General features: G+C 37.1%; 12 protein-coding genes. 10 read left to right on the top strand and 2 right to left on the bottom strand.

Annotated features, from left to right (window positions below; genetic code table 11):
• The first annotated feature begins 37 nt into the window (after nt 1–37).
• From HCJ55_RS02485 to HCJ55_RS02470, 4 genes are all read left to right on the top strand, one after another.
• A complete protein-coding gene (locus tag HCJ55_RS02485) occupies nt 38–739 on the top strand; it encodes a pseudouridine synthase (RefSeq protein ID WP_008948588.1) in 702 nt (233 codons plus the stop codon).
• A 132-nt stretch (nt 740–871) separates the two neighbouring features.
• Nucleotides 872–1,990, top strand: a complete 1,119-nt coding sequence (locus HCJ55_RS02480) for a carbohydrate kinase (protein ID WP_185516882.1) — start codon at nt 872–874, stop codon at nt 1,988–1,990.
• Nucleotides 1,987–2,898 (top strand): pseudouridine-5'-phosphate glycosidase, encoded by a 912-nt coding sequence (locus tag HCJ55_RS02475; RefSeq protein WP_185516880.1) that lies wholly within the window; start codon nt 1,987–1,989, stop codon nt 2,896–2,898. Before HCJ55_RS02480 ends, HCJ55_RS02475 begins: the two co-directional genes overlap by 4 nt.
• A gap of 78 nt (nt 2,899–2,976) precedes the next feature.
• Entirely contained in the window at nt 2,977–3,420 is a 444-nt protein-coding gene (locus HCJ55_RS02470) for a 2-thiouracil desulfurase family protein (RefSeq protein WP_008948585.1), read from the top strand.
• On the opposite strand, the gene pepC is transcribed toward HCJ55_RS02470, so the two are convergent.
• Nucleotides 3,417–4,742 (bottom strand): aminopeptidase C, encoded by a 1,326-nt coding sequence (gene pepC / locus HCJ55_RS02465; RefSeq protein ID WP_185516878.1) that lies wholly within the window; start codon nt 4,740–4,742, stop codon nt 3,417–3,419. The two genes, HCJ55_RS02470 and pepC, sit on opposite strands and share 4 nt — an antisense overlap.
• 218 nt (nt 4,743–4,960) lie before the next feature.
• Here pepC and HCJ55_RS02460 point away from each other — a divergent pair, with 218 nt between their 5' ends.
• The 4 genes from HCJ55_RS02460 (at nt 4,961) to HCJ55_RS02445 (ending at nt 8,987) form a co-directional block, all read left to right on the top strand.
• Nucleotides 4,961–5,713 carry a DeoR/GlpR family DNA-binding transcription regulator gene (locus HCJ55_RS02460; protein ID WP_008948583.1) on the top strand — a complete coding sequence of 251 codons (753 nt, stop codon included), beginning with the start codon at nt 4,961–4,963 and terminating at the stop codon, nt 5,711–5,713.
• Nucleotides 5,710–6,633, top strand: coding sequence for a 1-phosphofructokinase (gene pfkB, locus HCJ55_RS02455; RefSeq protein ID WP_185516876.1), 924 nt, complete (start codon nt 5,710–5,712; stop codon nt 6,631–6,633). The genes HCJ55_RS02460 and pfkB overlap by 4 nt, the downstream gene beginning before the upstream one ends.
• Nucleotide 6,634: 1 nt before the next feature.
• On the top strand, nt 6,635–8,533 hold the full coding sequence (locus HCJ55_RS02450; RefSeq protein WP_185501840.1) for a PTS fructose transporter subunit IIABC: 1,899 nt from the start codon (nt 6,635–6,637) through the stop codon (nt 8,531–8,533).
• 106 nt (nt 8,534–8,639) lie between these two features.
• Nucleotides 8,640–8,987 carry a helix-turn-helix domain-containing protein gene (locus HCJ55_RS02445; RefSeq protein WP_185501841.1) on the top strand — a complete coding sequence of 116 codons (348 nt, stop codon included), beginning with the start codon at nt 8,640–8,642 and terminating at the stop codon, nt 8,985–8,987.
• A gap of 52 nt (nt 8,988–9,039) precedes the next feature.
• Here HCJ55_RS02445 and HCJ55_RS02440 read toward each other — a convergent pair whose 3' ends face one another.
• Entirely contained in the window at nt 9,040–9,639 is a 600-nt protein-coding gene (locus HCJ55_RS02440) for a competence protein ComK (protein WP_008948579.1), read from the bottom strand.
• A 130-nt stretch (nt 9,640–9,769) separates the two neighbouring features.
• Between HCJ55_RS02440 and HCJ55_RS02435 the strand changes: the two genes are divergently transcribed.
• A complete protein-coding gene (locus tag HCJ55_RS02435) occupies nt 9,770–10,126 on the top strand; it encodes an IDEAL domain-containing protein (protein ID WP_185501842.1) in 357 nt (118 codons plus the stop codon).
• Nucleotides 10,127–10,275: 149 nt separating this feature from the next.
• Nucleotides 10,276–13,749: a helicase-exonuclease AddAB subunit AddB gene (gene addB / locus HCJ55_RS02430; protein ID WP_185516874.1), complete on the top strand. Its 3,474-nt coding sequence runs from the start codon at nt 10,276–10,278 to the stop codon at nt 13,747–13,749.

Below are 13,749 nucleotides of genomic sequence, written 5' to 3'. Positions count from 1 at the left end.
TTTTTTTGTTACAATAAAAGAAAAAAGGAGCTAAACCATGCGCTTAGATAAATTATTGTCCCATACAGGTTTCGGGAGTCGTAGAGAAGTGAAACCACTACTTAAATCCGGGGCAGTTGTCGTTAATGGCACAATCCAGAAAGATAGCAAAACACAAGTGAATCCGGACAAAGATCAAGTAACCGTCCACGGAACCCCAGTCGTTTACCAAGAATTCGTCTATTTCATGCTCCACAAACCACAAAATGTCGTGAGTGCAACCGAGGATAATGTGTCAGAAACCGTCATCGATTTGCTTGCCCAAGAAGACACGCTCACTGATCCGTTTCCAGTCGGCCGGCTAGACAAAGATACAGAAGGCTTACTGATTATTACGAATGACGGCACACTCGCACACAATTTACTCTCACCAAAAAAGCATATCGATAAAACCTACTATGCTAAAATTGATGGCGATGTTACTGCCACTGATGTAGAAGCTTTCGCAGCAGGAATCGAACTCGACGACGGCTACACTTGCAAACCCGCACGCCTAGAAATTATCACGCCAAACGAAATAAAAGTAACTATCCAAGAAGGCAAATTCCATCAAGTAAAAAGAATGTTCGCCGCCCGTGGCAAAACAGTCAGTTATTTAAAACGAATTTCGATGGGTAATTTACAATTAGACGAGTCGCTTGAACTTGGCGAATACCGCCCATTAACTGAAACCGAATTAGCTATTCTTCAAAACAAATAAACCTAAACGAAAATTTTCTTCCTAAAAAGAAGTGGATTTTCGTTTTTTAGTTTGCAAAAGAAAGCATTTACATATATAATAAACATGTGTTTGAAATTAAAACAAAAGTTTGGAATGGAGGTGCATTATATCGTGGAGAATAATAAAGCGAAAATGAACGAAAAGGAAGAGATAATTTTCAATTCCATCCGTAAAAATCCTTACATTTCTCAACAAGAACTTGCTGATATACTTGATTTATCAAGACCGACAGTAGCGAACCTGATTTCTGGCCTGATTAAAAAAGGTCGTATTTTAGGAAAAGCCTATATTTTAAATGAGGCAAAACAAATCGTTTGCATAGGCGGAGCGAATGTCGATCGGAAGTTTTACATTAAAGACAAGGCCCAACTGGCTACATCTAATCCAGTGCGCTCAACGCAAAGTGCTGGCGGAGTTGCTAGAAATGTCGGTGAAAACCTCGGCCGCCTTGGCAAAGAAGTTATATTACTCACTGCTTGTGGAACAGACTCCGACTGGGAAGCTGTCAAAAATGCCAGTAATACATATATGAACTTAGATTATGTCACGGCATTCCCAAGCATCGCAACAGGTTCTTATACAGCAGTACTCGAAAACAACGGAGATCTGCTCGTTGCATTAGCGGACATGGATGCATACGACCACTTAACCCCAGATGTACTTGCAAAAAATGAAGGCTTGCTGAGTCAAGCGAGTGCCATCATTGCTGATTTAAATTGTCCAAAAGAAACATTAGAATATCTTGGCAGTTTCGCCGAGATTAATTCCAGCCCTTTGGTCCTAGTTCCCGTGTCTTCACCAAAAATGTCTCATTTACCAGAAAGTCTTGATCACGTGACTTGGCTAATCTGCAACCGAGATGAATCAGAAACGCACCTAGGAATGACTATCGAAAACGACGAAGACTGGCGCTTAGCTGCACAAAAATGGTTAGATCTAGGCGTGAAAAATGTCATCGTCACAAATGGCAGTAAAGGTGCAGTTGCAGCAAACAAAGCAGAAGGTATCATTTTTGAACCAGCAATTGTGATTGAAAATATTGTAGATGTTACTGGAGCGGGAGACGCATTTTGCTCCGCGGTTATCTACGCATGGTTAGAAGGAAAAGCGTTACAAGAAATTTTAAAAGCGGGGAGTGTAAATGCTGCACGAACACTCGAATCTGAGTACACTGTTCGTCAAAATTTATCCACATCCCAACTACAAAAAGATCTGGAGGAATTCAAATGAAAAATTATCTATCATTATCCGAAGAAGTAAAACAAGCAAAAGCAGAAGGAAAAGCTATCGTAGCCTTAGAATCAACTATTATCTCTCACGGTATGCCTTACCCACAAAACGTGGAAATGGCGCGCGACGTGGAACAAATTATTCGCGATAACGGCGCAGTACCAGCAACAATCGCATTAATCGACGGGAAAATTAAAATCGGACTTTCCAACGAAGAATTAGAACTATTCGCTAAAAGTAGCAATGTAGCAAAAGTTTCTCGTCGTGATATCGGCTATCTTATTGCAACGAAACAATTAGGTGCAACAACTGTAGCAGCAACAATGATTTGTGCTGAATTAGCAGAAATTGGCATCTTCGTAACTGGCGGAATCGGCGGCGTTCACCGTGGTGCCGAAACAACAATGGACGTTTCAGCTGACTTAGAAGAATTAGCAAAAACAAATGTTGCCGTAGTTTGTGCCGGAGCTAAATCAATCCTAGACTTAAACTTAACAATGGAGTACCTAGAAACGAAAGGCGTTCCAGTAATTGGTTACCAAACAGACGTACTTCCTGCATTTTACACACGTTCAAGTGATGTAGAATTAACGTTACGTGCAGATGCTCCAGAAGTTATCGCAGAATCCCTTAAAGCAAAATGGGATCTTCAAATCGAAGGTGGCGCAGTAATTACAAATCCTATTCCAGAAGAATTCGCGATGGATGAAAAAGTAATTAACGATGTTATCCAAACTGCTCTTAAAGAAGCAGAAGAAAACCACATCCACGGAAAAGATGTTACACCATTCCTACTTGGTAAAGTAAAAGAGCTAACAGATGGTAAGAGCCTTGAAGCAAACATCGAACTTGTAAAACACAATGCATTAATCGGCACACAAATCGCCGTAGCATACCAAAACATCTAATAATTACAGAGCTGTCGCCTACATATGGTGGCAGCTTTTTATGTTAAAATGAATGTAAAAATAAAGGAGGAAATCTAAATGATAGCAGTAAGCGCTTGTCTAGCCGGAATCGCCTGTAGATACGATGGAAAAGATAAAGAAATTACCAAAATAAAGCAAATGGTTGAAAACGGCGAAGCAATTCCTTTTTGTCCAGAAGTTATAGGTGGCCTGCCAACACCGAGGTTTCCAGCAGAAATAGTAGGTGGAGACGGTGAAGATGTCTGGTTAGGCCGTGCCAAAGTCATGGATAATCAAGGAACAGATGTGACAGAAGAATACAAATACGGAGCGAGCATCACATTAGCTAAAATGAATGAACTTGGAATAACACAAATAATTATGAAGGAAAAAAGCCCATCTTGCGGTAGCTGTGCTATTTACGACGGCACCTTCTCTGGAAAAATAAAAGACGGTACCGGCGTAGCAGCAGCTCTTTTTCAAATGAACGGAATAAAAATTATTTCAGAGTTTACGATTTAAAGTGCAAGCGAACCCATTGGATCCCAAGGTTTTAACGCTATCGGCTCTTGATTAAAAGCCTCAATCAATTTTTCGGATAAATATTTTTTATGGACCACTACTTGGAATGTGAACTCATCCATCCAAGCATCACTAGCAACAAAATATCCTTTATTACCAATCGATTCTCCCCAGCTATTTTCCACTTTCCAGCGATTTACCTCACCACCGGCAACATTCACACCAGTAAGAACCATCGCATGTGTAAGCATACTGTGTTTATAATCAAGGCGCTCTGCTTTTGTCATCGCAGTTTTAAATCCAAAAGTCTGATTTAGCAAGAAAATATCTGTATCCATAATACCAGTAGTTTTTTCTGAAAGTTGACCAACATCACAGCCAAACCAAACAGTTTCACCGTCTTTGATTTGATCAGCGGCGGCTTTTTTTAATACAGCCATTTCTACATTCAAATATTTAATTGGTGTCCCATTTACAATGTTTCCTAAATAATCGACTGTGAAAGCTTGGTTAAAAGGTTTATCCTTTGTCGGTGCATTAATAAGTGGAATATAGTCTTTCAAATCCATATCTACATAACGCGCATAAAAGTCTTTAGGCGTAATCTGTAAATCCTGCTTAAATTCATTGTCCTTATTTCGATACTCAAAATCGAATACTTTAGGCGGTTCACCAAGAGTCATTACCAAAAGCTGATAAACTTCCGCAAGCATTTCTTCTTTCAAACTGGCAGTATCTTTCTTTTCAGTGACAGCTTTTCTCAAAATAACCGCATCCGTGCGAAGTCTTTCATTTAATAAATGATTTAAATCAGCTGACTTGCTGCTTTGGAACGTTTCAGGCATAGCGGACTTTGGAACAACCCCGTATTTTTCAATAATCGAAACTAGCATATCCCACTGACCACCATCTTGCTGCGGTGTATCAAGCAACCACGAAACTAAGCGACTATCTTCATCCTCATTAGCTGTTTCAATAATATTCTCTAAAAAATAATTAGCTTTCTCAAGTTTGTCCCAAAAGTTAGTATAATTCTGCGACAATTCAAAGTCCTTCAAACCAAGTGTTCCGTTCAGTTTATGACGAAACGTATTTAATGCTGCAAACATCCAACATCTTCCACTTTGTTGTTGATTGGAAACTTTATCTGTAGTAACTTCATGAGAAAAAACGGGCTGAACGTTCACTTTTGAAGCTGGATTCTCAGTAGCGGCTTTAATACCATTTTTCATAATACTAGCTTGAAAAACCAACTTATCCGGATTTTCACGCCATTTTTTTGAAAAACTTTCTAATTGATCAAATGTTAATTCCGTATGCATGAATAACTCCTCCTAAAACCAAAAATTATCTTCTAAACAAGTATACTGCTAAAATTTAGAACTGTATAAGAAAAGCGCTGGATGAATAATTATGAATGATTTTGAGCGTATACATGTTATAATATGAATGAATTTGAATTACGGTGATTGTTTTTGAATGAAAACGGTTGATTTTGAAAGAAAAAGATGATAAACTAACTTTGGATGGAGGAGTAATAATGTTAAATGCAGAGCGTAAACAACTTATTATGGAGAGTATTGAGAAACTTGGTGTGATTAAATTACAAGAATTAGTTGAAGGACTTGCTACCTCAGAGTCGACCATTCGCCGCGATTTAATCGAACTAGAAGAACAAGGATTAATCCAGCGTGTACACGGCGGAGCAAAACTTGTAAAGCTTCATAATCAAGAACCAAGCATGAATGAGAAATCATTCAAAAACATTCAAAGTAAAAAAGTTATTGCTGCATATTGTGCAAGCTTAGTGGAAGAAAATGATTGTATCTATTTAGATGCTGGTTCGACCACACTAGAATTAATTACTCATTTAGCTAATCGAAATATCACGGTTGTTACAAATGGATTAACTCATATCGAAGAACTAGTTCATCAAAATATTGATGCTTATCTTTTAGGTGGCAAAATGAAAGTGCATACAAAAGCCATTATTGGTGCCGTTGCCTTAGATAATATTCAAAACTATCATTTTGATAAAGCTTTCATTGGTACTAACGCGATGCATCCGGAGCATGGCTACACAACACCTGATATGGAAGAAGCCTTTGTAAAACGTGCTGCAAAAGAACGTGCAGATCGCGTCTTTGTTGTAGCAGACCATACAAAATTTAATGAAGTGAATTTTTCAAAAATGTTTTCAATAGAAGAAGCTACTATTGTGACAGACTATATTCCTTCAGCAGTAAAAGAATCCTTTATCCAAAAAACTAAAATAATCGAGGTAGAAAAATGATTTATACAATTACTTTAAACCCATCAATTGATTATATTGTGCAAATCGACCAATTAAACCTTGGCGAACTTAATCGTATGAAACAAGATTATAAATTACCTGGTGGCAAAGGAATCAACGTCAGCAGAGTACTAAATCAATTGAATGTACCAAGTCTTGCTACAGGGTTTTTAGGTGGATTTACTGGCAATTTTATCAAAGACTGGTTACAAAACGAAGGTATTAAAACTGGTTTTGTAACAGTAAAAGATGATACCCGAATTAATATAAAGCTAAAACACGGCGAAGAAACAGAAATTAATGGCTTAGGACCAGCGATTTCAGACAAAGAAATCAATGAATTTTTAAAAGTGATGGACAAAGTAACTGCTGGTGATATTGTTATCTTGTCTGGCAGCGTACCACCTTCACTTGGCAATGATTTTTACGATAGAATAATTCGGATTTGTAAAGACAAACAAGCCGAATTTATGATTGATACAACAGGACAAGAACTACTTGATGCATTGCCTAATCGTCCCATTCTGATTAAACCAAACCACCATGAATTAGCAGAACTATTTGGTGCTAAGTTAGATAGCGTAGAAGATCTCCTGCCATACGGACAAAAGTGTTTGGAACTAGGTGCGCAACACGTAATCGTATCCATGGCTGGTGACGGTGCCCTTCTATTTACAGGAGAAGATGTTTACTTCGCTAATGCCTTAAAAGGGGAACTGAAAAATTCCGTAGGTGCTGGAGACTCAATGATTGCAGGCTTTGTCGGAACTTTTGATAAAACAAGAGATCCAATTAAAGCTTTTGCTGCAGGCGTTGCAACAGGTGGAGCAACTGCATTCTCAACAGATTTAGCTCAAAAAGAATTAATAGATGAATTACTACCACAAGTGAAGATAACTAAAATAACAGGGAGGAACTAAAATGAGAATCACTGATTTATTAAGCAAAGATGTTATGATTATGTCATTACAAGCAACGACTAAAGAAGCTGCTATCGACGAAATGATTGCTTCATTAAAAAGCAATGGGAAAATTAATGATGAGGTCCTTTTTAAAGAAGCGATAATGAACCGTGAAGCACAAAGTTCCACTGGTGTAGGTGAAGGGATTGCAATGCCACACGCGAAAACAAAAGCTGTAAATGAACCGACCGTTGTTTTTGCTAAGAGTGAAAAAGGATTAGACTACGATGCTTTAGATGGTCAGCCAGCGCACTTATTCTTTATGATTGCTGCTCCAGATGGCGCTAATGCAACTCATTTAGAAACTTTGGCAGCACTTTCTAGATTATTAGTTCACCCTGCTTTTGTTCAATCATTAAAAGATGCTAAAACTCCAGATGAAGTAATCAATCTTTTTAATCATGAACAAGAAGATTCAGAAGAAACAGTTGTCGCTCCAGAATCGAATAATGATACTGGCAAGTCGGTTGTAGCAGTTACAGCTTGTCCGACAGGTATTGCGCATACTTATATGGCAGCAGAAAAATTACAAGAAACAGCAAATAAATTAGGGGTGCGAATCAAAGTAGAAACAAATGGTTCTAGAGGCGTTGAAAATCGCCTGACAGATAAAGAAATTGCAGAAGCTGATGGCGTTATTATTGCAGCTGACGTACAAGTAGATATGCCTCGCTTTGACGGAAAGCATTTAATTGCTAAGCCAGTTGCGGCAGGAATTCATAAGCCAGAAGAGTTAATTAATGAAGCAATTTCTGGCAATGCCCCAGTGTATAAAGCAGAAGAAGGAAGCCAAGCGGTAGAAAGTGCAGATGGTCTTTCAATCGGTCAACAAATATACAAACATCTAATGAGTGGTGTTTCCCACATGCTACCGTTTGTTATTGGTGGCGGTATCGCAATTGCAATTGCATTTATGCTTGATCAAATGCTAGGTGTTCCTCAAGACCAACTTGCAAAACTAGGTTCATATAACGAGATTCCAGCATTATTAAAACAAATTGGTGATGTTGCATTCGGCTTTATGCTACCAGTATTTGCTGGTTACATCGCTTACAGTATATCCGATAGACCAGGACTTGTAGCAGGTTTTGTAGCTGGTGGAGTAGCATCTGTTGGCGGCGCAGGATTTCTTGGCGCATTAGTTGGTGGTTTCCTTGCAGGTTATGCAGTAGAATTAGTAAAACTTGCCCTTAAAAAATTACCAAAAACATTAGACGGTATCAAAGTAGTTTTATTCTATCCAGTTTTATCAGTTTTAATTGTAGGACTATTAATGTTGCTACTAAACGTGCCAATGAGCGCGTTGAATACTTGGTTAAATGATTTCTTAAATAGTTTAAGTGGTACAAATGCAGTTATTTTAGGATTGCTGCTTGGAGCAATGATGGCAGCCGATTTAGGTGGGCCAATTAACAAAGCAGCTTATATTTTCGCAACTGGAACGCTCGCAGCAAGTGTAGCAACGGGCGGTAGTGCAATCATGGCAGCAACAATGGCTGCTGGAATGGTTCCACCACTTGCAACATTTGTAGCAACACTTATTTTCAGAAATAAATTTACTGCTCAAGAACGTGATGCAGGCTTAACTAACTCTATTTTAGGAGCTTCGTTCATTACAGAAGGAGCTATACCATTCGCGGCGGCAGATCCACTTCGAATGATTCCGAGTTTCATTGCCGGAAGTGCTATCACCGGAGCAATCGTTATGTTCTTAAATATTAAAGTATTAGCACCACACGGAGGAGTTTTCGTTATCTTCCTAGTTTCTCAACCATGGTTCTATATCATTGCAATTATTATTGGAACATTAATCAGTGCAGCATTAATTGGTGTTCTACGTAAGAAACCAACTGTATAAAAATAGCGAAATCGTCTTTTGTAACTAAAAAGGCGATTTCTTTTTAGTAAATTCTCGAATTCTTTCTGAAAAATTGCTATACTGGAAATGAAGCGAGGTGGGCGTATTGGAATTTGGAGAAAAATTAATTCATTTACGAAAGAAAAATAGATTAACGCAAAAACAATTAGCGGTAAAAATTGGGACGACTGCATCCACAATAAGCAAATATGAAAATGATAACCACCGACCGCCAATCTTTATTTTGGCAAAATTAGCAGAAATTCTTGGAACAACAACAGATTTTCTATTAGATGATGTAGCTGGTTTACGAGAAAAAAATTCAGTAAACGCCTTTCCGTTGATTGGAAATCCCGAGCTTGAGAAATGGTATTTAGAACTACCATATACATATTCAGAAGATGAATTATTAATGTTAAAACGAATTGCTGATGCGATTGAGAATAAAAAATAATTTAAGGTAAAGCCAGCTACGCAATGTGTAGCTGGCTTTATTTAGTTTAAATTTACTGCTCAGGGTCTTTAGGATCTTCTTTATCGGGAAGCATGGTATTGTAAAAACGTCTTGATTCAGCGGCTAGTGTAGTAGGTGGGAAAAACATATTCATTGAAGGAAAGTTACTCTCCATCATACGCATTTTTTGAGAAAATTTCATATGTAACATGGAGGTTCTAGCAATCTGATTATTAAAAGATGCTAAAGACATATCAATTTCAAAAGTTTCCATATTAGAAAATGTGATTAAAGTGTGGTTAAATCCAATTGCATGATAGTCTTTAATATGTTGCGGGAAAATCCAAATACAGTCTACTGAACTTGGTGCTACAGTTGGAAATACATACGTGGAAGTAACAGGATCAATAATAATAGGTGGCTTGTGAGTTACACCTATTAAATGTTTGGTGCCCTCCTTACGACCCTCATAGCTTGATCCGAAAAAGTTACAGCTGGTTTTAATTAGCTCAAACGGGGTAAATTTAGAAGTATAATGAGAATCAACTTCATAAATTTCTGAATAGACTATACTTCCAGATTTTTTCGGAAAAATAATCATTGTGTGCGGGTTTACTTCATAAAACTGAGTACTGATTTGTTCTTTTTTCATTTCATTCAACTCCTCTATGTTTGTATTTATGTCTAAGAAGAAACCTAGAATTATTGCCTAATGCGCAAGAATTCCAAATAACGACTAAGCGCCAAAGTAAGATATGAGTTATTTTGTGTCATTATAGCACATGGGAATTTACAAGTCATTAGATTTCCGTAAAGTTGTATTTTCAAGCTGTTTTCTGTTTTTTCTTGGCATATTACAATTTTTCAAGATTGTAATAAATATGGGTGAAGGAGTGGTAGTCGTGGAAATGCGTGATTTTTCTAATTCATTGATGAATCAGGTGGGTGTCCTTAAAGGAGAAAAAGAATTAACAAACGTTTTTATTGAATGCTTCCTGACGATGCTCCTAGAAGAGAGAAAATTAGAACAACTTAGAGCTGAAATTGATAAAGCTCTCGATAATAGGAACAAAGCTGAGTTTATGCATCTAACAGAAAAAATGAATAAAATTCAACAGGAAATGCTGGCTTTTGAGTAGAATATATGAAAAACTAAGATAGTGAGAGCTATCTTAGTTTTTTTGAGCTGTTTTATAGATTTTCAAGCAAAAAAAGTCTCGAAAAAAGTTCTGGACAGATTGCTCAAATATGGTAAACTAAATAAAAACATATGTTCGGTGGTGAGGGTATGACACTTCAAATAGTTGCTGGTAGAGCAGGAACTGGTAAAACAACTCATTTAATGGATGAAGTTGGAACGAAAATCAAACAAAATTCCAAGACATACATCTTTATCGTTCCAGATCAAATGACCTTTCAGATGGAGACGAGCTTTTTAAATAAAGAAAATTTAGCTGGTATGCTTGGGACACAAATATTTAGCTTTAGCCGTTTGGCATGGAAAATCCTTCAGGAAACAGGAGGATTATCTAAGACTTTTCTAAGTCAAACAGGAATCGAAATGGTGGTCCGAAAAGCTGCCCTCGATCAAAAAGACGAGTTAAAGATTTTTTCTAAAGCTACTTCTAGAAAGGGTTTTTATTCGGAGTTAGCAAATTTATTTAAAGAAATGAAACAAGAAGAAGTTTCTATAGAAGATATGGTTAACAGTGCTACCAATCTATCCACAAGTGTGAACAGTAAAGTCCATGATATTTCGTTGATTTATCAAAAGTATGAACAACTTTTAGCGGATAAATTTCTCGAAAATGAAGACTATTTGAGATTGCTTGCAGAGAAAATTGTAGAAAGCGATTATCTAAATCAGACTGAAATAGTAATTGATGGCTTTACTTCTTTTTCAAAACAAGAACTCACAGTCATTGGTGAATTAATGCGAAAATGTGATAAAGTGACAGTTTCGCTAACTTTAAATGTTCCTGAAATCCAACATGGTTTAGATGAATACAGTATGTTTAAAGCAAGTACAGACGCTTACTATGCTTTATTAGATTTGGCTAAATTAAGCGGAATTCAAGTAGAGCAAGATAAATTTTTCTTAGCAAACAAACGAGCAAAAACAGACTCATTAGAGTTTCTAGCAAATGCTTGGGGGCATAATAAATTTATGGCTTTCAAAGGAGAGCCGAGCAATTTAAAAATTCATCAAGCAAATAACAGACGTGCAGAAATCGAAGGGATAGCGCGCGAAATCAGACAACTTACATTGAGTGGATATAGATACCGAGATATGGCCATTTTGACAAGAAATCTTGGAGATTATGATATTTTATGTGAAACAGTGATGGAATCATATGATATTCCAATCTTTATTGATAAAAAAAGAGCCATGGCTAAACACCCGTTCATTGAGTTTATTCGTTCCAGCTTAGATGCAATTTTATTTAATTGGAAGTATGAACCTATTTTTCAAGCAGTTAAAACAGAATTTTTCTTTGATATCACTGAAAATTCAAGTGCTCTACGACGTAAATCGGATATTTTGGAAAACTATGTATTAGAAAATGGTATTCAAAATAAATGGAAATGGGAAAAAGAAGGCGATTGGGTGTACCGGAAAATTCGGGGACTCTCTACCAATGTATTGCCGCAAACGGATGAGGAAATCCATACGCAATCGATTATTAACGAGATGAGAAACATGATACTAGCGCCTCTTTCAACATTGGAAAATAATTTACGAAAAGCAAATACTGGGATGGAATTCGCGCTAGCTCTCTATCATTATTTAGAACAAGTAAAAGCTGTAGAACGATTGGAATCATGGAGACAACGAGCAGAAGAGCAAGGTTATTTAGAACTTGCTAGGGAACATGAACAAGCGTGGAGTTCTATTTCTGCCCTTTTGGATGAATTTGTAGAAGTTCTAGGGGAGGAAACGTTAGATTTAATTAGCTTTACGGAAATTATTGCAACTGGCTTAGACGCACTTGAATTTGCCCTTTTACCACCTTCCTTAGATCAAGTAGTTTTAGCTGATATGGAAAATGCAAAGTTGCTAGATATGAAAGTTATTTTTGCAATTGGAATGAATGATGGTGTTATGCCACTTCGCCAAAAAGATAAGGGGATTCTGTCGGATCAAGATCGAGATGCTTTACGTGCAGAAGATAGTAACTTAAAGCCATCTGCTAAAAATAATATTGGCGAAGAAGATTTATTAGCTTATAAGATCATTAGTTTACCAAGCGATAAGTTATTTCTTAGTTATCCAGCCGCTGATGAAGAAGGCAAAGTTCTTAGTGAGTCAAATTATCTAAGAAAAATAAAAGGACAGTTTAAAGAATTAAACGAATCGGTTTATTTAACAGACCCGAGTTTATTAAGCGATGAAGAACAAAGTAATTACATTCGCTCCAAGCAAGCAACTTTAGGATTATTGACGAGTCAATTACAAATGTATAAACGAGGTTATCCGCTATCTAATGTATGGTGGGATGCCTATAATAGCTATTTTGAAGATGCGAAAGAATCAAGAATGGCGAAACAAGTATTGTCTAGTTTATATTATGAAAATAAAACAAAGCCTTTACAAGAAATAACAGCCAAGAATTTATTTGGAGAAACTATCCATGCAAGTGTTTCTCGAATGGAGAAATTTTTCAGCTGTGAATTCCAACATTTTGCCCAATACGGGTTAAAACTAGAAGAACGAGGCCATTTTCAGTTGCAAGCTGTAGACATGGGAGAGATTTTCCATGGGGCTATGGAGTGGATCTCGGCTGAATTAAAACGAAATAATTTAGACTGGGGCAATTTAACAGAGGAAGAATGTCGACAAATGGCGAAACAAGCAATGACATTTTTAGCGCCGAAGATTCAGCATGAGATTTTGCTAAGCTCTAAACGAATGGAATACATTCAATATAAGTTACTCCAAATTATAACGAGAGCGACTACTGTTTTAAATGAACAAGCCAAAAGTAGCGCATTTCGTCCAGTGGGATTAGAGGTGGATTTTGGTCTGAAAGGGGATATTCCACCACTAAAAATCCCGTTACAATCAGACAGTGAACTTCTTTTACAAGGCCGAATTGATAGAATTGATATGGCAGAACAAGATGATCGAACATTCCTACGAATCATTGATTATAAATCTAGTTCGCATGATTTGGCACTTACCGAGGTCTATTATGGCTTAGCACTACAAATGCTTACGTATTTAGACATTGTAGTAACGAATGCTCAAAAAATGATTGGGAAAACTGCGGAACCAGCTGGTGTATTGTACTTCCACATGCACAATCAATATGTGCAAGCGGAGAAGGAACTAAGTGATGAAGCTATCGCAAAAGAATTACAAAAAGGTTCCAAAATGAAGGGATTGATTTTATCAGATCCAGTCGCTGTGTCATTAATGGATACAACGCTTGAAAAAGGAAAATCATCCAATATTATTCCAGCAGAAATAAAGCAAAATGGCGATTTAAGTGCGAGGTCAAGGACGGCAACAAAAGCAGAATTTGATAAAATGCGCCAATTTGTGCGGCATAAATACCAAGAAGCTGGCAATAAAATACTTGATGGTGCAGTCGCGATTAATCCTTACAAGCTAAAAGAAAGAACACCTTGCCAATTTTGTAGTTTCCGTTCTTTTTGTGGATTTGACCCATCATTAACAAGCAATCAATATAGACATTTAACAAATGAGAAGTCAGAAACAATTTTAACAAAAATGGATCTTGAAGGAGGGACGCAGTAG

The sequence above is a fragment of the Listeria marthii genome, from assembly GCF_014227425.1.
GTDB lineage: Bacteria > Bacillota > Bacilli > Lactobacillales > Listeriaceae > Listeria > Listeria marthii.
This window is presented reverse-complemented; position numbering and strand designations above follow the sequence as displayed.

Bases quoted from the DNA above. Each gene is read 5' to 3' on its own strand.
- HCJ55_RS02450 (WP_185501840.1), top strand. From the start codon at position 6,635: ATGAGAATCACTGATTTATTAAGCAAAGATGTTATGATTATGTCATTA.
- addB (WP_185516874.1), top strand. From the start codon at position 10,276: ATGACACTTCAAATAGTTGCTGGTAGAGCAGGAACTGGTAAAACAACT.
- HCJ55_RS02475 (WP_185516880.1), top strand. From the start codon at position 1,987: ATGAAAAATTATCTATCATTATCCGAAGAAGTAAAACAAGCAAAAGCA.
- HCJ55_RS02435 (WP_185501842.1), top strand. From the start codon at position 9,770: ATGGGAATTTACAAGTCATTAGATTTCCGTAAAGTTGTATTTTCAAGC.
- pepC (WP_185516878.1), bottom strand. From the start codon at position 4,742: ATGCATACGGAATTAACATTTGATCAATTAGAAAGTTTTTCAAAAAAA.
- HCJ55_RS02485 (WP_008948588.1), top strand. From the start codon at position 38: ATGCGCTTAGATAAATTATTGTCCCATACAGGTTTCGGGAGTCGTAGA.
- pfkB (WP_185516876.1), top strand. From the start codon at position 5,710: ATGATTTATACAATTACTTTAAACCCATCAATTGATTATATTGTGCAA.
- HCJ55_RS02470 (WP_008948585.1), top strand. From the start codon at position 2,977: ATGATAGCAGTAAGCGCTTGTCTAGCCGGAATCGCCTGTAGATACGAT.
- HCJ55_RS02440 (WP_008948579.1), bottom strand. From the start codon at position 9,639: ATGAAAAAAGAACAAATCAGTACTCAGTTTTATGAAGTAAACCCGCAC.
- HCJ55_RS02460 (WP_008948583.1), top strand. From the start codon at position 4,961: ATGTTAAATGCAGAGCGTAAACAACTTATTATGGAGAGTATTGAGAAA.